We start from the raw sequence: 18461 nt of genomic DNA, 5'->3' as shown, positions 1-18461 counted from the left end.
AATATTTAGCGACCATGTGTCGCACCACCTTCCCGGGTGAAAAGGAATATATGAATCAGATGAATGAACTCGATTACGGCACGCCAGAAAAAATTTCAGCACAATTCATCACGCTGGAAATCGATGGCAAGAGCATCGAAGTGGCCGCCGGAACCTCCGTCATGCGTGCCGCTGTCGAAGCCGGTGTGAATGTACCGAAACTGTGTGCGACCGACAGTCTGGAGCCGTTCGGCTCCTGTCGTTTGTGTCTGGTAGAAATCGACGGCAAACGCGGCTATCCGGCGTCCTGCACCACGCCGTGCGAGCCGGGCATGAAAGTGCGTACGCAAACGCCCAAGCTGGCTGATATTCGCCGTGGCGTCATGGAGCTGTATATCTCCGACCATCCGCTTGATTGCCTGACCTGTCCGACCAACGGTAATTGTGAGTTGCAAGATATGGCCGGTGTAGTCGGTCTGCGCGATGTGCGTTACGGCTATGAGGGTGAGAACCATTTGAAGATGAAGAAGGATGAATCGAATCCATACTTCACCTACGATCCGTCCAAATGCATCGTCTGCAATCGCTGCGTGCGGGCCTGTGAAGAAACACAGGGCACGTTCGCGCTGACCATCGATGGCCGTGGCTTTGAGTCGCGTGTTTCGGCCGGGCAGATGGATAGTTTTATGGAGTCTGAATGCGTCTCGTGCGGCGCGTGCGTGCAAGCCTGCCCGACGGCGACCCTGACCGAAAAAACCGTGATCATGCTGGGGCAGGCCGAACACAGCGAAATTACGACGTGCGCGTATTGCGGCGTTGGCTGTTCGTTCAAGGCCGAGATGAAGGGCAACGAAGTCGTGCGCATGGTGCCGCATAAAGACGGTAAGGCCAATCACGGACATTCTTGCGTCAAAGGCCGTTTTGCATGGGGTTATGCGACGCATAAAGACCGTATGACCAAGCCGATGATCCGCAGCAAAATTACCGATCCGTGGCGTGAAGTGTCGTGGGATGAGGCGCTCGGTTACGCTGCTAGTGAATTCCGTCGGATTCAGGCTAAGCACGGCAAGGATTCCATCGGCGGGATTACTTCTTCGCGCTGTACGAATGAAGAAACCTATCTGGTACAGAAGTTGGTGCGTGCCGCTTTTGGCAACAACAACGTTGATACCTGTGCGAGGGTTTGTCATTCCCCGACTGGCTATGGTTTGAAGCAAACCATCGGCGAGGCTGCCGGTACCCAGACCTTTGATTCGGTCATGAAGTCCGATGTGATCATGATTATTGGTGCCAATCCGGCGGTGGCGCATCCGGTATTTGCTTCGCAAATGAAGCGCCGTTTGCGTCAGGGCGCGAAGTTGATCGTGGTCGATCCGCGTACCACGGAGATGGTGAAGTCGCCGCATATTGAAGCTGATTTTCATTTGAAATTGCGTCCCGGCACCAACGTCGCGCTCATCACTGCACTGGCGCACGTCGTGTTGTCGGAAGGGCTGGAAGATACGGCCTTTGTGGCGGAGCGCTGCGATACGGCGTCCTACGCTGAATGGAAAAAATTCGTTCTGCGTCCTGAAAATTCGCCGGAAGCGATGGCGGCCGTGACCGGCGTATCGGCTGAAGAATTACGCGGCGCAGCACGTTTGTTTGCGACCAATGGCAACGGTGCGATTTATTACGGCCTCGGCGTGACCGAGCATGCGCAAGGCTCGACGATGGTGATCGGGATTGCGAATCTGGCGATGGCCACCGGTAACGTTGGTCGTGAGGGCGTCGGTATCAATCCCTTGCGCGGTCAAAACAACGTGCAGGGTTCTTGCGATATGGGGTCGTTTCCGCATGAGTTGCCGGGGTATCGGCATGTATCGGACACAACAGTGCGCACAGAGTTTGAGCAGGCCTGGGGCGTGACGCTGAGTCCTGAGCCGGGTTTGCGGATTCCAAATATGTTCGATGCGGCGCTCGACGGAAGCTTTATGGGCCTGTATTGCGAGGGCGAAGATATCGTGCAATCCGATCCTGATACGCAGCACGTGATTGCGGCGATGGAGGCGATGGAGTGCATCGTGGTGCAGGATATTTTCCTTAACGAAACCGCTAAATACGCGCATGTATTTTTGCCTGGCTCGTCATTCCTTGAAAAAGATGGGACGTTTACTAATGCTGAACGACGCATCTCACGCGTACGTAAAGTCATGCCAGCCAAGGCCGGAAAATCGGATTGGGAAGTGACGGTGGCGCTCTCCAATGCATTGGGCTATCCGATGCATTACAACCATCCGTCTGAAATCATGGATGAGATCGCCGCCTTGACGCCGACCTTTAAAGGCGTCAGTTATGCCAAGCTCGAAGAGGCCGGTAGTCTGCAATGGCCATGCAATGATGCGGCGCCGGAAGGCACGCCGATCATGCATATCGATGAATTTGTGCGCGGCAAGGGTAAGTTCATCAACACGCAATATTTTGCGACGGACGAAAAAGTTACCTTGAAATTTCCATTGATTCTGACCACGGGGCGGATACTTTCGCAATACAACGTCGGCGCACAAACGCGGCGCACCGATAACGTGGCATGGCATACCGAAGACCGGCTGGAAATTCATCCACATGATGCTGAGGACCGTGGCATTCGTGAGGACGATTGGGTCGGGATCGCGTCGCGTGCCGGGCAGACGGTGTTGCGGGCGACGGTCACCGATAAAGTGCAGCCGGGTGTGGTCTATACCACTTTCCATTATCCGGAGTCGGGCGCTAACGTGATTACCACCGATAACTCCGATTGGGCGACGAATTGTCCTGAGTACAAGGTCACGGCGGTGCAGGTGATGCCGGTGACGCAACCGTCGGCTTGGCAGAATGATTTTAGTCAAGTCAATGAGGAGCAATTACGGTTGTTGCAGGGGGCATCTGCCGAAACCGCGGATGTTAAATAAATGGGCAGTTTAGCTACCCCCGATTATCCGACCATCGCCGATGTCGCTGTCGAAAAATGGCGCGATGGTCAGGGGAGTCTTGAGCGTGACGTGGTGGCTGAAGAAGTCGCTATCGCGTTGGAATACAACGGTATTTCACACGCGGTGATGATGGCCTCGCCAGCGGATCTGGAAGATTTTGCGTTGGGGTTTTCATTAAGCGAAGGCATTCTGGCCGACCCGAGTGAGCTGTTCGAGTGTGAGATCGTCAATGCTGAGGATGGCATTCAGGTCCAGATGCAAGTCGCCTCGCAACGGTTTATGGCGCTGAAAGAAAAGCGTCGCAATCTGACAGGCCGCACCGGGTGTGGGCTGTGTGGTGCGGAAACGCTGGCGCAAGCCATTCGCAAGCCGCTACCGGTGATATCGGATGCTCGTTTTTCGGTCCAGGTCTTGCACATGGCGATTGAGCGCATGCAGCAGCAGCAACATTTGCAGCAAGCAACCGGGGCCACGCATGCCGCAGCGTGGGTACAAAAAAATGGCGAGGTTGTATTCGTGCGCGAAGATGTCGGGCGACACAATGCGCTCGACAAATTGATTGGCGCGTTGGCTGCTGACAAGCAGGATTTTTCGAGTGGCGCTGTACTCATTACCAGTCGTGCCAGTTATGAAATGGTCCAAAAGGCGGCGACGATGGGGATCGGCCTGATTGCGGCTATCTCGGCTCCGACCGCATTGGCGATCAGGCTGGCGCAACAAGCTGATGTCACGCTATTGGGTTTTATGCGCACGCATTCGCACGTTGTGTATGCGCATGGGCATCGGTTGTTGGAAAAGTAACGTAGAAATGAAAGAAAGTAATGCGCGTAGATAACCTGATCAAAATGGCCAATCAGATTGGTTCTTTTTTTGAAACCATGCCTGACCGAGCTCAGGCGATGACCGATTTTTCGCTGCACATCAAGCGCTCTTGGGAACCCCGCATGCGCCGTGCGTTTTTGGAGTATGTCGAGCAACATGACGACGAGACTGAATTGAAAGAGTTTGTGCGCGATAGCATCAGGGTGCACGTTGATGCGATGCGGTAAATTATTCGGCAAATAGTTGATCTGAAGGATCAGAAGCGGCCACTAACTTCTATACAGAAGCGGTGGTCGTTTTGTATTTGTCAGGGAACATAACTGAAGTAATATGTTTTTACTATCATATTCTGAGTGGGTGCAGTTTTAATTGCAGACTTAATCAGAAGATCAAAAATTCATTGATTGAATCTATTGACGTAGATTCATAGGCAACACTATAGTGGCGGCTATGATTTCAGAATTCCACCAACTATCCGAAAAAATCCGGCAACTCGCCGAATTAACTCAATCACTGCGGCATGAAAATGCCGCTTTGCGCTTAAATGCAGCAACGTTAGTGAGCGAAAATGCCGACCTGATGCAACGCATGACAGCGGCACATGTGCGGGTTGCTGCACTACTCGAGAAACTCCCGGCATTGCCGGAAGATGACACGCAAGATGACACGCAAGATCAGGAGAACGCATGAGCCAGTTAAGTGTCCACATCATGGGCCAGCCCTATACCTTGTCGTGCAAAGAGGGTGAAGAGGCCGTATTGCAGGGAGCCGTGACTTATCTGGATGGCAAAATGTGTGCGATACGCGACGCCGGAAAAATTCGCGGCAACGATCGTATTGCAGTCATCGCCGCGCTCGGTATGGCAGCAGAAATGTTGTCCGCCAAAGCCCCCGACGGTCCGTTATCGGATCTGACTATGGCCGAGGTAAAACAAAAAATCGCTGCGATGCATATCGTGCTCGATGAAGCATTGGGGCCGCAAGAAGTACTGTTCTAAATTCTTTCCAAAGTGTTTGACATGACGTCCGTTTGGAGTAGACTCAATCGCTCCTGCCATGTTCGCCATTGCCATAATTCCTTGAACCATTTTTACGCAGCGGCTACGGGATATCGTTTGATGGGAGTGATCGTCGCTAGTCGATGAACCCGAAGTTGAACTAACTGGAGCCAACTTGAACCTTCTTGGTTCAGGATGCCGGCAAAGCGGCATTGGTGGGAACTCTTTCGAAAGCGGTTGCATATATAAAATGCAGCCGCTTTTTTCTTTGCAGCCTCCGAAAAATTATCCTCATTTTTTCTGAAGACCAAAAATGTCCTACTGGTTAATGAAATCCGAGCCCGCAGACGCCAGCATTGACGACGTGCTTGCCATGCCCGATCAAACGATTCCCTGGTATGGCGTGCGTAATTATCAGGCCCGCAATTTCATGCGCGACCTCATGCACGTTGGTGATGGTGTACTGTTTTATCACTCTAGTTGTGCGGAGCCCGGCATTGCCGGGATTGCAGAGGTGGCGAGCATTTCCTATCCAGACGAGACTCAGTTCGATCCGGACAGTAAGTACTTTGATCCCAAAGCCAGTCGTGAGAATCCACGTTGGATGTTGGTCGATGTGCGCGCACTAAAAAAGACGCGTTTATTGGGTTTGGCGGTATTACGGGCTCAGCCAGAGCTGGCTGAGATGCAGATCTTGCGCCGGGGAAATCGGCTTTCGATCACCCCGGTTACTGCCGCAGAATGGCACTGTCTGATGCAGCATTTGCAGCAATTGACAGCGCCATCCTGAGAAAGCTACTGGCTGCTGGCGTAACTGGGCGTGCGATACGCCAGTACCAACAACACAATCCCCAATACGATCATCGGTATTGACAGCATTTGTCCGGCAGAAATTGTCACGCCTTCAAAGGTTACGTTGTAGTCCGGGATACGGAAATATTCCGTGAAAAACCGTGCGCAACCGTACAGCAAGCTAAACATGCCGGAGACGGCCATCCGTGGTCGTGGCGTGCGGGCAAACAACCAGAGAATAATAAATAGCAAAATCCCATCGACCAGCATTTGATAAATAGGTGAGGGATGGCGCGGTAGATTGTCTACGTTGGGCCAGATCATCGCCCACGGCAGCGATGCATCGGCGATACGTCCTGGTAATTCTGCGTTGATAAAATTGCCTAGGCGACCAGCGGCATAACCGAGCGGCACCATCGGCGCAATGAAGTCCATGATATCCATGAGCTTGCGGCCCTTTTTGCGGCCCCACCACGCCATCGCCAGCAGTACGCCAAGGAAGCCACCGTGGAATGACATCCCGCCGTTCCAGACCGCGATGATTTGCGATGGATTATGGAAGTAAAAGACGGGATCGTAAAAAAAGACCTGACCCAGACGACCACCGATGACGACGCCGAGTACGCCATAAAACAGCATGTCATCGAGATCTTCTTTTTTCCATCCGGCGGCGGCGATATGGGGCTGCTTGATTCTGATTCTGCCGACCCAGATGAACTGGACGAACGCTAGTAAATACATCAGACCGTACCAGCGGACATGTAGGGGCCCTAGTGAAAAGGCGATCGGGTCGGGCATCGGATGGATGAACATTTATGGTTTCTTTCGTAGTAGTTCTAAAAAGGCTTGTAATACGGGCGATGTATTATCTTTGCGCCAGGCCAGACCGGTTTCGATTAGCGAAGTTGCATCGTCGAGTACGCGGTAGTCGACCCCGGGGCGCTTTAAGTTGGAGACAGATTGTGGCACAAGCGCACAGCCCATGCCGGCGGACACTAATCCGATGATGGTTTGCATCTGGATCGCTTCCTGACCGATATGCGGCGTCAGACCAGCGTTGCGGAAGCAGGCCAGAATGGTGTCATGAAAACCGGGTGAAATACGGCGCGGGAAGATGATGAGCGGTAAGTCGCTCATCGCGCTTAAACTGATGTTGCCCTTTACCCGCAATGCTGGATGTCCGGCTGGAGCCGCCAGTATCAGTGGCTCTGACAATACAGGCAAATAATCCAGCGCGCGTTTTGCCTGATCCGGCAGTGGCGGGATTAATAAGCCTGCGTCAATCTGACCTTGCGCGAGTTGTTCCAACTGCAAGTCGCTCGTTGCTTCTCTTAAGTCGATCCGGACATGCGGATAGGCCAGGCGAAACTCGCGCAGCAACGGTGGCAAAATGTTGTAGTCGGCGGTTGATACAAAGGCCAGTGTCAATAAACCGGTTTCACCGGAAGCGGCGCGGCGCACCAGATCGGGCAGGGTAGCGGTTTGTTGCAAAATCCGACGGGCTTCGGGCAGCAAGGCCAGACCTGCTGGCGTGAGCGCTACGCTGCGCTTGGTACGAGCAAAGAGGATTGCGCCAATGTCAGCTTCCAGCCCTTGTATCGCTTGCGACAATGGCGGTTGTGTCATGTGCAACCGGATCGCGGCGCGACCGAAGTGCTTTTCTTCAGCAACGGCCACGAAGTAACGAAGTTGCCGCGTTTCTATCGTCATATCAAGTCTGGACTCGCTCTATTCGTCTTGGCCGCATGATAGCCGGATTACATCAGGATAGGCAGCAGTTAGTGCGGTGGATGTATGAAGGATGCCTTTGCGGCAGCCTTCAGGTAATGCAAGAAGAGAAGATTTACTTGTGACCTGGACGGTTATGCGTGTCGAACGTTTTTCTGATGCGCTCTGCGCGGATCTTATCCATTTTGTTGTGGGTACGCCGTTTGTCGAGGCCGAGTATGCGCTCTACACACTCAAACCAAATAAACGCAATCGCCATTAAACCGGCCAGCCACCACCAGGAAAGATTGACGAACGGCCCAATCGCAAAATATTTCAGAGCAACGAATAAAACGATGATCAGAATGAGTGGCATTGCAGTCCCCTTGAGTACATTGCAGGATAGGGTGAAACGTAAGGCTGGTCAACGCTGGTGTAGTTTTATATGTTTATACGCCAGCCGCTGTCGCCGCCGTTCGATAGTCGGTCGAATTCGATGGATATGAGACAATCCGGCCTTGCTGGTACAGAGAAAATTATTTATCTACGGGAGATGTGATGAAGCGCAATCTGTTGATTGGTACCTTATTAGGCGTGTTGGTGTCCGGTAATGCGTTGGCGAATCTTGATCTGGCCAGAACCAAAAATTGCATGGCCTGCCATGCTATCGGCAACAAAATTGTTGGTCCGGCGTTTAAGGATGTGGCTAAGAAATATGCAGGGCAAAGCGACGCTGAAGATAAATTGGTGCAAAAGGTAATGAAGGGTGGGGCTGGCGTTTGGGGTCAGATTCCGATGCCTGCAAATGCGCAAGTGAGCGATGCAGAAGCGCATACGCTGGTTAAGTGGATATTGACTTTGAAGTAGATGGTCGGCCGCATAGCTAATGCACGATAAGCGGCCGGATGTTAAAAAAGGACACTCATGAGAGTGTCCTTTTTTGGTTTTCATACCTCAGTGATCAGGCGGAAGAAAGAGGTGACTTGCTGTAATCAGGCTTCATTTTTCGGTTATTTAAATAGTTCTATGCGTGGTGTTGTTTTGTAAATTGATCTCTGGTGCTTGTGACAAAGAAGCTATTCTTCTTATTTCGGTCTCATTGTCATGTATCAACTGACGTTCTGCTGGTGAAGTATTCGGAGAAATATAATGCGATTATGTTGGAGCTCCTTTAGCTCCTTTTTGTTGATGTAATCGGTTGATATAAGTCTCCACAACCTTGTGAAGTAATTCTTTCGCATGTCCCGGTATAGGCCCTCCGCTTTCTCTTTAGACAAAGCGCGTATTGCCTTCTCTATATCTAATGTTTCGTTGGTGTCGGATGCGTATTGCATATTTTGATAACGATTACGCAATAAGGTCATCTTATCCATATATTTATTCATTACATGTACTTGAACTTCTGCATCCCAAAGAACAGGGTCGATAGTTTCAATAATTCTATTGATTGAACTCCTTTCTGATGGAGGAATTTTTTCCCAATCAACATAGTTAATCGCAATATTTAATAATTTCTCCTCCTCCCCCTGCGGGGCACCTATTTTTTCATATTCATCATTAACTTGCTCAAGCACATTTTTCCAATTATGACCATTCGGCACCGAAGATATTCCGTAGATTGAATTTTCAAATGTGACAGGCCATCTTAATCCGCTCATCGTTTCTTTGTCTGTTCCAGATTGTCGACTTGCTCGAAGCTGCGGAAGATTAGTAGGCTGCATGAGAATGCCGACAGTACTCAGCCTAAGCGCTTCTTTTTTAGCACCATTTATAAATTTCAGATCTTTTCCATGTTCGATATCATCTGCAATATTTGGCGGTTGAAATCTTTCTATCGCGTGCACTTGCTCAGGTTGCGACCTGAGGGTTGGCAAATGCCGGGAGGTATTCGGCTTATACGGCGTAATCGCATCCCGACTATTTTCGGACAGTTCAGATTTTTTCTGCACTATAGGTTGTTGATGATTTTTACGATTACTTTCTTGGGCTTCGTTGATAACCCTATTAGTCAGATCTTCCTGATGATCTGTCTCATCCGGAACATTTGCTGATCTAAATTTTGCTATAGCGTGCGGTCGTGCCTTTATATCAGCTGAGTTGTCCTTTGCTTTTGTATTAACGGTATCCGTACCCAGGCTATTACGGGGTTGCAGTGCTGTAGATTGCCTGATGGCTGGTAAATTTTTATGGACATCCTGCTTAGCTGTCGGAGTCGTATTCTCATGATGCATCAACAGACCGTGTTTCTCCCGCACCAGACGTAGTGATGCGTTCAGTACTGCGTCTAATTCCACTTGTTTTTGGTCGGCGATTATTTGATCTTCCTTTTCCTTGATTTGGATAGCAATTTGTATCCTCTCTCTTCTGGTCACAACTTTACTGCCGGGGACTTTATGCGGTGAATAATCACCCACAATTCTTCCGTCTAGTTCTCGTGGTGACTTACCGTTCGTTACCTTGGTCAGTACAATATTTTGGTTGTTATGCGGAGCCACTACGCGGAGATCTTCGCTCGCCGATATAAGTGCGTCTCTGATTTTATGATTTGTTTGGGAAGGGAAATAGGGAGTTATTGCACTTGAGTAATCCACAGGGGGATTGTAATTACTAACACTACTGTTATTTACAGGCATAATATTTTTCCTTGTTTAGGTGACCGGCCGGGCATCTGATTGTTCTTGTCGAACGAGGGGGTGTTAAAAATACGGTGCGAATGATAAATATCAATAATGTTGTTGAATACTAGATATCGCGCAATAGTATTTTTTTGGTACCAGAAATGTAAGCGCGAAGCGCATCTGCGGGATTGGGGGAGGCAACGGGAGTGTGTCGTTTTTCATGCTTACGCAAAGAAATTGTGGAAGCACACTTATGTACTTTTATTTGCGAATTTTTTACACGTAGCTGGTACGTTAAATCGTCTCAACCATTTAAGTCGAGACGATTTTAAAACGGCACTTATCGATGCATCAGGATCGCATTTTTACTTTGTCACGCCGATGATAGTGCGTTGCCCTCCTTTAAAGGTATACAAAGTTAATGTCGCTTTTTTCATATCACCTTTTGCGTCGAACGCAATCGTTCCTGTAACGCCTTTGTGACTGATCTTCGCCAATACAGGTAAGTATTTTTTAGGATCGGTCGAGTCCGCTTTTTGCATGGCGTCTACCATCGTCATTAACGCATCGTAGGCATACGGCGCGTAAATGACAACATCGTGGCCGTAACGCTTTTTGAAGGCCGCTTTGAAGGCATCAAGCGCTGGTTTTCCTGCATCATCAACGCCGCCCGCCTCCGCACAAATGACTTGATCGTCAGAGAGTGCATCGCCGGCAAGCTTTGGTAACTCGGTCGTACAAATCGCATCGCCGCCCATCAGTTTTGCCTTGATTCCGAGTTGCTTCATTTGACGCAACATCGGTCCGGCGCCTGCATCTAATCCACCGAAGAAAATTACGTCAGGCTTCTTTGACTTAATCGACGTCAGGATCGCGTTAAAGTCCGTTGCCTTGTCGTTGGTATATTGTGTTGCCACAATCTTTGCGCCTGCAGCCTTGGCACTTTTAAGAAATTCATCGGCTAAGCCTTGACCATAGGCAGTACGATCATCAATCACCGCGATATTTTTAGCATGCAGGGTTGTGACCGCATATCGTCCCAATGTGCCGCCCAATTGGCCGTCGTTGGCCACCACGCGGAAAGCCGTATTAAATCCTTGCTGGGTGTATTTCGGATTGGTTGCGGCGGGTGAAATTTGCGGAATCCCGGCGTCGTAATAAATCTTTGATGCCGGGATCGTCGTGCCCGATTGTAAATGTCCAATCACGCCACTGACCTTTGCATCGACCAGCTTTTGCGCCACCGCTGTACCTTGCTTTGGATCGCCAGCATCGTCTTCGGTCATCAACAAAAATTTGATTTTTTTACCGCCTATCGTGACGCCTTTTGTATTTAATTCTTCGACCGCCATTCTGGTCCCGTTTTCAGTATCTTTACCAATGTGTGCGATAGGCCCTGTGATGGGGCCGACATGGGCGAGCTTGATGACTTGTTCTTGCGCAAATGCGGTGCCGGAAAATGTCAGTGCAATCGCAGCGGATAAAGGAAGGAAGTGTTTTTTAAATGGCATACGGTTTCTCCTAAGGATTTAAATTTAAGGTCAACAATTTCAGCGCAATCGATATCGCATTCGTGCGTGTTTGTAATGGTATTCACACTTGATTATTGAACACTATATTTCATGTGCGCTAAACATTGTAAATGACCGGCGCTCTTAATCGGAGATTTTGCTTTGAGGTCTGAAAAACGGGAAAAAATAAGTACGTAAGTAATTCACCTAATAGCCTTCAATACAGCACTAATTAGCGCGATAGATGCGTATATAGTTTGCCTCCGCGAATGTGCGATGCATGCGTTTCAATAACATCATTTTTCTGATATCAATAAAAAGGGTTTACATATGAAATTTTCTCAATACAAACAACTAGCGCAAAAAGGTTTTACGCTGATCGAATTGATGATCGTCGTTGCGATTATTGGAATTCTGGCAGCCGTCGCATTACCGGCTTATCAGGACTACACCTTGAAGGCTAAGTTTGCGGAAGTGCCAGGCATTGTCGGTCCATATAAAACTGCCGTTGCTTTGTGTATCCAGGTAACGGGTAAAAAAAGTGGTTGTAATCTTGGTGAGCAAGGCATTCCCGGGACGGCCGTAACAACGCATGTCGCGAGCGTCGGAGTCACGGATGGCGTCATTACGGTGACGCCACAGGCTACGACTAATGCGCTTTCTACTTTGATACTTTTTCCTGATGTTGATGGCGGTGCTGTCAGGTGGAGAAACGATGAAGCTGCAAATATGAGTGGCTGTTTAACAGCGCAAAGTAATCCAACAGTTCCAGCTCTTTGTACGGCCAGCTCCGTTACATCAACGCCATAGCAATAGTCTAAGCGTGCCGTCACTGTATTGGATTGCTCACTTTTTTATTAGCTGGAGATACTTAATATTTACTTCAAAATTCCGGTTATTTGGTAACCGTCAACACGGTGCGTTGCGCATTTCTAAAAGTATAGACCGTCAGCGCACCATTTTTAATATCCCCAAAGTCATCAAAAGCGATCTCTCCCGTCACACCCTGGTGATGAATTTTTGCCAGTTGTGGCAGATATTTTTTTGGATCAGCCGAGTCCGCTTTTTGCATTGCATCCGCAATCGTCATCACTGCATCGTAGGTATAAGGCGCGTATTGTTTGATCTCAGCCTTATAGCGCTGTTGGTAGGCGGCCTTGAATGCGTCTAGTTTTTTCTGTCCAGATTTCTCGACACCGCCGGCTTCTGCGCAGATTACCTGATTGTCGCGCAGGCTAGTACTGGCCAATAGTGGTAGTTGATTAGTACAGATGGCGTCGCCTCCCATCAAGGGAAGCGTCATTCCAAGTAGCTGCATTTGATGCAGCATGGGTCCGGCGCTGGCATCGATGCCACCAAAGAAGATCAGATCCGGTTTGCGTCCCTTGATCGTCGTCAGGATCGCATTGAAGTCGGTGGTTTTGTCGCTGATGTATTGCCTGGTGACGATCGTGCTACCAGCAGCTTTGGTGCTTTTGATGAATTCGTCTGCCAGACCTTGTCCATAGGCGGTACGGTCATCGATGACGGCGATATTTTTTGCGTGCAGATTCTTTGCTGCGTAACGCCCCAACATGCCGCCAAGCTGTCCATCGTTGGCTACGACACGGAAGGTTGTGTTGAATCCTTGTTGCGTGTATTTGCGGCTGGTGGCAGAGGGCGATATCTGAGGGATTCCCGCATCGTAGTAAATTTTGGATGCGGGGATTGAGGTTCCTGATTGCAGGTGGCCGATGACGGCTTTGACTTTGGCGTCGACCAGTTTTTGCGCCACAGCGGTAGCCATTTTTGGGTCGCTTCCATCGTCTTCGGATTGCAAGACAAATTGTACTTTTTGACCGGCAAGGGTAATACCCTTGGCATTGAGTTCTTCGATGGCCATCCGTGCGCCATTTTCATTGTCTTTGCCCATATGGGCGACCGGGCCTGTTAGCGGTCCAACGTGGCCGATTTTTACCAGTTGTAGCGATTGTTCCTGTGCATAAGTAAGTCCTGACGTTGCGACTATCCCTATAGCAATGGCAGTCGCCAATGGCAAGAATATGGCCTTTGTTTGCATACAATTTCCTCGTGGAGTGTGAAAGACTGCGCCAACCCTGCGACGCATAGATTGTTGTTTTTGAGTCGGTATTGATGATGTTGCCGGATCATTTTATGGCAAGATTTTACACGTTAGAAAATGGACCAGAAAATGGTCATGATTTAAGTGTCTGCATCCAGGCATAGAATCAAATAAAAAAACGCCCCGACGGTGAAGTCGGGGCGTTTTTAATGGTATTTCAGTTGCTTTTCAGGTACAGCGTATGACCAATTATTTAGTCACTGTCAACAAAGTACGTTTGCCGTCTTTGTATGTGTACAAAGTCAACGAACCGTCTTTGATGTCGCCAAACTTATCGAAAGCGATTGGGCCGGTCACACCTTGATGTTTGATCTTAGCCAAAAATGGCAGGTATTTTTTCGGATCGGCTGATTTCGCTTCTTGCATTGCCTGCACCATGGTCATCAACGCATCGTAGACGTACGGTGCGTAGATCACGACTTCCTGGTTGAATTTTGCCTGATAGGCAACTTTAAAGTCTTCCAACGCTTTTTTGCCAGCGTCAGGTACACCACCAGCTTCGGCGCAAACAACTTCATCGTCTTTCAGGCCTTCGCCAGCCAATTTTGCCAACTCTGTAGTACACAGGCCATCGCCACCCATGAACTTGGCTTTGATACCAAGTTGGTTCATTTGACGCAACATTGGGCCACCAACGGCATCCATACCGCCGAAGAAAATCAAATCTGGATTCTTGGATTTAATTGACGTCAAAATGGCGTTGAAGTCAGTCGCCTTGTCGTTAGTGAACTGTGTCGCTACGATGTTGGCGCCATCTTTCTTGGCACCCTTGGTGAACTCTTCGGCAACGCCTTGACCGTAGGCGGTACGGTCATCGATCACAGCGATGTTTTTGGCATGCAGTTTTTCGACTGCGTAACGGCCTAGAGTTCCACCCAATTGACCATCATTGGCGACAACGCGGAACGCGGTGTTAAAGCCTTGCTTGGTGTATTTTGGATTGGTTGCTGATGGGGAAATTTGTGGAATGCCAGCGTCGAAGTAAATCTTGGATGCAGGAATGGTGGTACCTGAATTCATGTGACCGATGACGCCATTCACGTGCGCATCAACCAGTTTTTGGGCAACTGTTGTTGCTGCTTTAGGATCGGAAACGTCATCTTCTCCTTGCAACACAAATTTTACTTTTTTGCCGCCGATCATGGTGCCTTTTGCATTTAACTCATCGATCGCCATTTTTGCGCCGTTTTCATTGTCTTTACCAATGTGGGCGTTAGGGCCGGTGAGGGGACCAACGTGGCCGATCGTGACGACTTGTTCTTGTGCGAATACCGAACCAGCCAGAGCAAATGCAATAGCGCCGACTAGTGGAATCAATTTGGTCTTGATCTGCATGAATTTCTCTCCTGAGGATGTAAAGTAAAACCAAGTAATACAGAGCAATAGACACTCTGTCTCTAAACTTTCGCGGTCCGTTTACAGCTTATTAGGTTGCTGCGAACATGCAAAAGGTACATCATAAAAAACAGTTCGCAAAGAGGTTTTATGCGTTTTTTTGAATCCCTTATTTTTCCGATATGACCAAACAACACAACCTTGATAAGGTAGACCGCAAGCTGCTCAACATGCTGCAACGCGACAATCAAATACCCACTCGAACTCTTGCCGAGAAAGCCCATATTTCGCAACCGACTTGCCTGCGCCGCATCCGGGATTTACGCGAGGCGGGGGTGATAAACGCTGATGTCGCCTTGGTCGATCCGTTTGCGCTCGGTTACGGGATGCTTGCTTTCCTTGAAATATCGCTAAATCATCAGTCCGATGAACACATGCAGGAATTTGAGTTGCGCATGAATAAAGAGGTTGAGGTCATGCAATGCTATTTCGTCTCTGGCGATTACGATTATTTTCTGGTCGCGCATGTCATCGATATGGATGCGTATTATCAATTCGTCAGAAGAGTTATTTCAGGCTCTGGCAATGTTCGTCACTTTCAATCCAGATTTCCTATGAAACGCGCCAAATTTGTCACACGTGTGGCCTTTGATGAGAAAGCTGAGACGATTCAAGTGCGTGCAGGAAAATAAGTTGGTGCTCAGCAATGGTGCACTCATCGCCCCAAAAAAATCCCTGATTTAAATTATTGCTACGAATGCTGTCGTTAAGAGCAATTTTCAGACCATAAACGATAGGTATCAAAAGGGTATAAAAAAGACTACGACTGAAATCAGAAGTAGTCTTTTTAGTATGTTCTGCAGAGCGCGTTTTTCTATATGACTCAGGCTTGCACTTCTCGGGGTTGAATAAGCGCTGGAGGAGCGCGACGTGGCATGCCTGTGAACGCAAAATCAATTTCCGGCTGACGCCCGGACATGATTTCAGCAATCGCCCGACCAGAGCCGCAACCCATCGTCCAGCCGAGGGTGCCATGACCGGTATTGAGGAACAGATTGCCGATTTTGGTCTTGCCGATATAGGGCACGTTGGAGGGCGTCAATGGGCGCAGGCCGGTCCAGTAGGTCGGATTGTCATAGTCGCAAGCATCGGGGAACAATTCGCGGGTGCGACGCGTAATAGCTTCGCAACGAGTGGTGTTGAGTTCGCGCGTGTAGCCGTTGAGTTCACACGTACCTGCCACACGTAAACGGTCGCCGAGGCGCGATACCACCAATTTGTAGCCATCATCGGTCAACGACACCGTCGGCGCTGCGTCAGGGTTGGTGATCTTGTAGGTGGCGGAATAGCCTTTGCCCGGATAAATCATCAAGTTGATGCCGAGGGGCTTGAGTAATTGCTCTGAAAAACTACCCATGGCGACCACAAAAGCATCCGCGTGCAAGACCTGATGGCGGCCGTCTGGCGTAATGATCTCAACGCCGGTGATTTTTGCGCTGGCACCGCTACCTTCTGTGATCAAGCGTGTAATCGTTGTATTGAACTGAAACTTGACGCCAGCCTCTTCTGCTTTAGCGGCTAGCCCGGTGGTGAATTTATAGACGTCGCCGGACTCGTCATTGTCAGTAAAGTCGCCGCCAACAATTTTGTCGCGGATGCGGGCCAAGGATGGTTCAATTCTGACAACTTCGTCAGCGCTGATGGAGTTGCGTGGACAACCGAGGTCGCGCATCAGTTTGGCTGCGGGTAATGAATCGTCGAATTCTTTTTGTTCTGTATAGAAATGCAAAATGCCGCGCACCAGATGATCGTATTCGACACCGGTTTCGGCGCGTACGGACATTAAGGTCTGGCGACTGTATTCGCATAGCGCCACGATTTGGCGAATGTTGGCGGCGGTGCGCGAGGGTGTGCATTCACGCAAGAAATTCAACGCCCATTTCCATTGCAGCCATTCCGGACGGAAGCGATACAGCAGCGGGGCGTCTTCCTTGCCTAGCCATTTCAGTACTTTGAGTGGCGCTTGCGGATTGGCCCACGGTTCGGCATGCGATACCGAGATCTGGCAGCCGTTAGCAAAACTGGTTTCTTGCGCTGCGCCTGCCTGACGGTCGATAACGGTGACGTCATTGCCTTCCTTGTTCAGGAACCATGCTGAGGTTGTGCCGATAATACCGGCTCCTAATACGATAACTTTCATGCTGAATTTCTCCGAATTGTCTTAACGCAGTGGCTTAATACAGTGGCGCTATTGTAAGAAATTCAGGATTACTTAGGTGATCAATTGATGTATTTTATTTTTGTTTAAAAATCATATTTTAGTAAAATTTGTTGATTAAACAAAATCCAGATCTTATATTTTTTGTTTTTGAAACTCAGATAATTCTTCAATAATGGCTTGGGAAATGACCGTATTTAAGGTCTGATGCAAACCGTGTTTGATTTGCTCGGCTATTCCTTCAACCGCCAATTGCAAGACATCTGCGAGACTGTCACGCACACGTTGCTCGATGACCTCATCGATCCTTGCTTGTAGTTTTTGCAATACCTTTTCGTACACTTCCAACTGAAGTTTTTCCCAATCGAGGGGACTTAACGCGGTTGTAGATTTTGCACCCTGTTGTGTGTCATCGTTTTTATCGATTGTGACAATGGTGGTGGGATGCAAGTCCTCATCAAAAGATACCAGTTCCGCTGGCGCAATGATTTCGGTCAGTAGAGGGATGCTTGCATCAAGCGCGTTATTGTTCATGAACTGTTCTCCGGCGTTCTCAGCTTGTTGGTATTCTTAGGTATTGGTAGCAACCGAGTGGGTCAATGTATGACCGGCTTGCTGATAGAAACGATAGCGTTGGCGACTATTGTTCTTGTCGGTCTCATCAAGAGAGACGATTTCGACCATGCGTTCGAAAAGGGCGAAGCAGGCGGGGGTACTGCCGGACAAATTAATCAACACCTGATGATGCGGTAACGTAACGCTGTCGTCGCTAGTCAAGATGATCGGCGTTTGTGGCGCGAGTGGATCATCCGCTGTTACGTGCGGCAAAAAATCGTGTTCTGAGAAGGTCCAAAGCGCTTTATCGAGCTTGGCTAAGTCGTCGGCAGTGTTGGTCAAAATCACAATTTGACATTGCGATGAGCGTGCTTTACGTACAAGCCGACAGGTATATAAAAATTTGTCAGCAATGTTGGTATGAAAATCGATGTGCGTCATAGTGTGCTGAAATCTGCGGCCTAAAATTGGAATCCGCGCGGGGTATTTCCTGCGGCTGGTAATTGCGCGTCGTTTTCGGTATGTATAGTTGTTGCTCTACCTGCGGCGGCGTTGGATTTTGCTGGTATAAGGGCGGTAGCGGGCGCGGCGGAGGTGGTCTGTCCATTGCGATAGTTGCCAGGGAGTTGATTGCTGGTCGGATAACCGGCGGCGCTCAAGGCCGTGTTCCAGGCATTTGTTTCAAAACCGCTTTCTTTCCTGCTTCCTATGAGCAGCAGCGGTAGTTGGTTCTCGCCGCCGATGGCTTTTACGCGCGCAATGTCCTCGTTGTTATTGACCGTTTTTTCGCTGAATGGAATACATCGATTCGTGCTCGATGAACCGGGCGCTTAGAGAAGCTATCACCGACTGC

20 protein-coding genes and 1 other RNA gene are annotated in these 18461 nt (G+C 49.3%); 10 read left to right on the top strand and 11 right to left on the bottom strand.

What is annotated here, in order from left to right; translation table 11 throughout:
• Window positions 1-50 precede the first annotated feature (50 nt).
• The 7 genes from fdhF to ACVBEF_RS10000 all read left to right on the top strand — a co-directional run bounded on the left by fdhF (window position 51) and on the right by ACVBEF_RS10000 (window position 5540).
• On the top strand, window positions 51-2909 hold the full coding sequence (gene fdhF / locus ACVBEF_RS10030) for a formate dehydrogenase subunit alpha (RefSeq protein ID WP_447123797.1): 2859 nt from the start codon (window positions 51-53) through the stop codon (window positions 2907-2909).
• On the top strand, window positions 2910-3731 hold the full coding sequence (gene fdhD, locus ACVBEF_RS10025) for a formate dehydrogenase accessory sulfurtransferase FdhD (RefSeq protein ID WP_447123796.1): 822 nt from the start codon (window positions 2910-2912) through the stop codon (window positions 3729-3731).
• 20 nt (window positions 3732-3751) lie between these two features.
• Window positions 3752-3979 (top strand): formate dehydrogenase subunit delta, encoded by a 228-nt coding sequence (locus ACVBEF_RS10020; RefSeq protein ID WP_447123795.1) that lies wholly within the window; start codon window positions 3752-3754, stop codon window positions 3977-3979.
• 223 nt (window positions 3980-4202) lie between these two features.
• Entirely contained in the window at window positions 4203-4442 is a 240-nt protein-coding gene (locus ACVBEF_RS10015; RefSeq protein WP_447123794.1) for a DUF904 domain-containing protein, read from the top strand.
• Entirely contained in the window at window positions 4439-4750 is a 312-nt protein-coding gene (locus ACVBEF_RS10010) for a cell division protein ZapA (protein ID WP_447123793.1), read from the top strand. Before ACVBEF_RS10015 ends, ACVBEF_RS10010 begins: the two co-directional genes overlap by 4 nt.
• Before the next feature lie 47 nt (window positions 4751-4797).
• A non-coding RNA gene (ssrS, locus tag ACVBEF_RS10005) (6S RNA) lies at window positions 4798-4976 on the top strand.
• A gap of 87 nt (window positions 4977-5063) precedes the next feature.
• Window positions 5064-5540: an EVE domain-containing protein gene (locus ACVBEF_RS10000; protein WP_447123792.1), complete on the top strand. Its 477-nt coding sequence runs from the start codon at window positions 5064-5066 to the stop codon at window positions 5538-5540.
• 5 nt (window positions 5541-5545) lie between these two features.
• Here ACVBEF_RS10000 and lgt read toward each other — a convergent pair whose 3' ends face one another.
• From lgt to ACVBEF_RS09985, 3 genes are all read right to left on the bottom strand, one after another.
• Entirely contained in the window at window positions 5546-6355 is an 810-nt protein-coding gene (gene lgt / locus ACVBEF_RS09995; RefSeq protein WP_447123791.1) for a prolipoprotein diacylglyceryl transferase, read from the bottom strand.
• Entirely contained in the window at window positions 6356-7252 is an 897-nt protein-coding gene (locus tag ACVBEF_RS09990; RefSeq protein WP_447123790.1) for a LysR substrate-binding domain-containing protein, read from the bottom strand.
• Window positions 7253-7385: 133 nt separating this feature from the next.
• Entirely contained in the window at window positions 7386-7625 is a 240-nt protein-coding gene (locus tag ACVBEF_RS09985) for a TIGR04438 family Trp-rich protein (protein ID WP_447123789.1), read from the bottom strand.
• 182 nt (window positions 7626-7807) lie between these two features.
• Between ACVBEF_RS09985 and ACVBEF_RS09980 the strand changes: the two genes are divergently transcribed.
• Window positions 7808-8116 (top strand): c-type cytochrome, encoded by a 309-nt coding sequence (locus ACVBEF_RS09980; RefSeq protein ID WP_447123788.1) that lies wholly within the window; start codon window positions 7808-7810, stop codon window positions 8114-8116.
• Window positions 8117-8358: 242 nt separating this feature from the next.
• Here ACVBEF_RS09980 and ACVBEF_RS09975 read toward each other — a convergent pair whose 3' ends face one another.
• Both ACVBEF_RS09975 and ACVBEF_RS09970 read right to left on the bottom strand, forming a co-directional pair.
• Complete coding sequence (locus ACVBEF_RS09975; RefSeq protein ID WP_447123787.1) at window positions 8359-9882, bottom strand: hypothetical protein; 1524 nt, start codon at window positions 9880-9882, stop codon at window positions 8359-8361.
• Between the two features lie 350 nt (window positions 9883-10232).
• A complete protein-coding gene (locus tag ACVBEF_RS09970) occupies window positions 10233-11378 on the bottom strand; it encodes a branched-chain amino acid ABC transporter substrate-binding protein (RefSeq protein ID WP_447123786.1) in 1146 nt (381 codons plus the stop codon).
• A gap of 330 nt (window positions 11379-11708) precedes the next feature.
• Here ACVBEF_RS09970 and ACVBEF_RS09965 point away from each other — a divergent pair, with 330 nt between their 5' ends.
• Window positions 11709-12188: a pilin gene (locus ACVBEF_RS09965; protein WP_447123785.1), complete on the top strand. Its 480-nt coding sequence runs from the start codon at window positions 11709-11711 to the stop codon at window positions 12186-12188.
• A gap of 85 nt (window positions 12189-12273) precedes the next feature.
• Here the strand turns inward: ACVBEF_RS09965 and ACVBEF_RS09960 are convergent, their stop codons facing one another.
• Entirely contained in the window at window positions 12274-13437 is a 1164-nt protein-coding gene (locus tag ACVBEF_RS09960; protein ID WP_447123784.1) for a branched-chain amino acid ABC transporter substrate-binding protein, read from the bottom strand.
• A 252-nt stretch (window positions 13438-13689) separates the two neighbouring features.
• The gene (locus tag ACVBEF_RS09955; RefSeq protein ID WP_447123783.1) at window positions 13690-14835 is read right to left on the bottom strand and encodes a branched-chain amino acid ABC transporter substrate-binding protein; all 1146 of its coding nucleotides are present in this window, start codon (window positions 14833-14835) and stop codon (window positions 13690-13692) included.
• Between the two features lie 182 nt (window positions 14836-15017).
• On the opposite strand from ACVBEF_RS09955, the gene ACVBEF_RS09950 reads away from it, so the two are divergent.
• The gene (locus ACVBEF_RS09950; RefSeq protein ID WP_447123782.1) at window positions 15018-15527 is read left to right on the top strand and encodes an Lrp/AsnC family transcriptional regulator; all 510 of its coding nucleotides are present in this window, start codon (window positions 15018-15020) and stop codon (window positions 15525-15527) included.
• A gap of 191 nt (window positions 15528-15718) precedes the next feature.
• Here the strand turns inward: ACVBEF_RS09950 and ACVBEF_RS09945 are convergent, their stop codons facing one another.
• From ACVBEF_RS09945 to ACVBEF_RS09930, 4 genes are all read right to left on the bottom strand, one after another.
• Window positions 15719-17035, bottom strand: a complete 1317-nt coding sequence (locus ACVBEF_RS09945) for a D-amino acid dehydrogenase (protein ID WP_447123781.1) — start codon at window positions 17033-17035, stop codon at window positions 15719-15721.
• Window positions 17036-17188: 153 nt separating this feature from the next.
• Entirely contained in the window at window positions 17189-17587 is a 399-nt protein-coding gene (locus tag ACVBEF_RS09940) for a hypothetical protein (RefSeq protein WP_447123780.1), read from the bottom strand.
• A 36-nt stretch (window positions 17588-17623) separates the two neighbouring features.
• Complete coding sequence (locus tag ACVBEF_RS09935; protein ID WP_447123779.1) at window positions 17624-18049, bottom strand: DNA polymerase III subunit chi; 426 nt, start codon at window positions 18047-18049, stop codon at window positions 17624-17626.
• Between the two features lie 20 nt (window positions 18050-18069).
• Window positions 18070-18267, bottom strand: a complete 198-nt coding sequence (locus ACVBEF_RS09930; protein WP_447123778.1) for a hypothetical protein — start codon at window positions 18265-18267, stop codon at window positions 18070-18072.
• Between the last annotated feature and the right edge of the window lie 194 nt (window positions 18268-18461).

The organism is Glaciimonas sp. GG7 (assembly GCF_052976905.1).
Note: the sequence above shows the minus strand (reverse complement) of the source record. Positions and strands in the feature narration are given on the sequence as shown.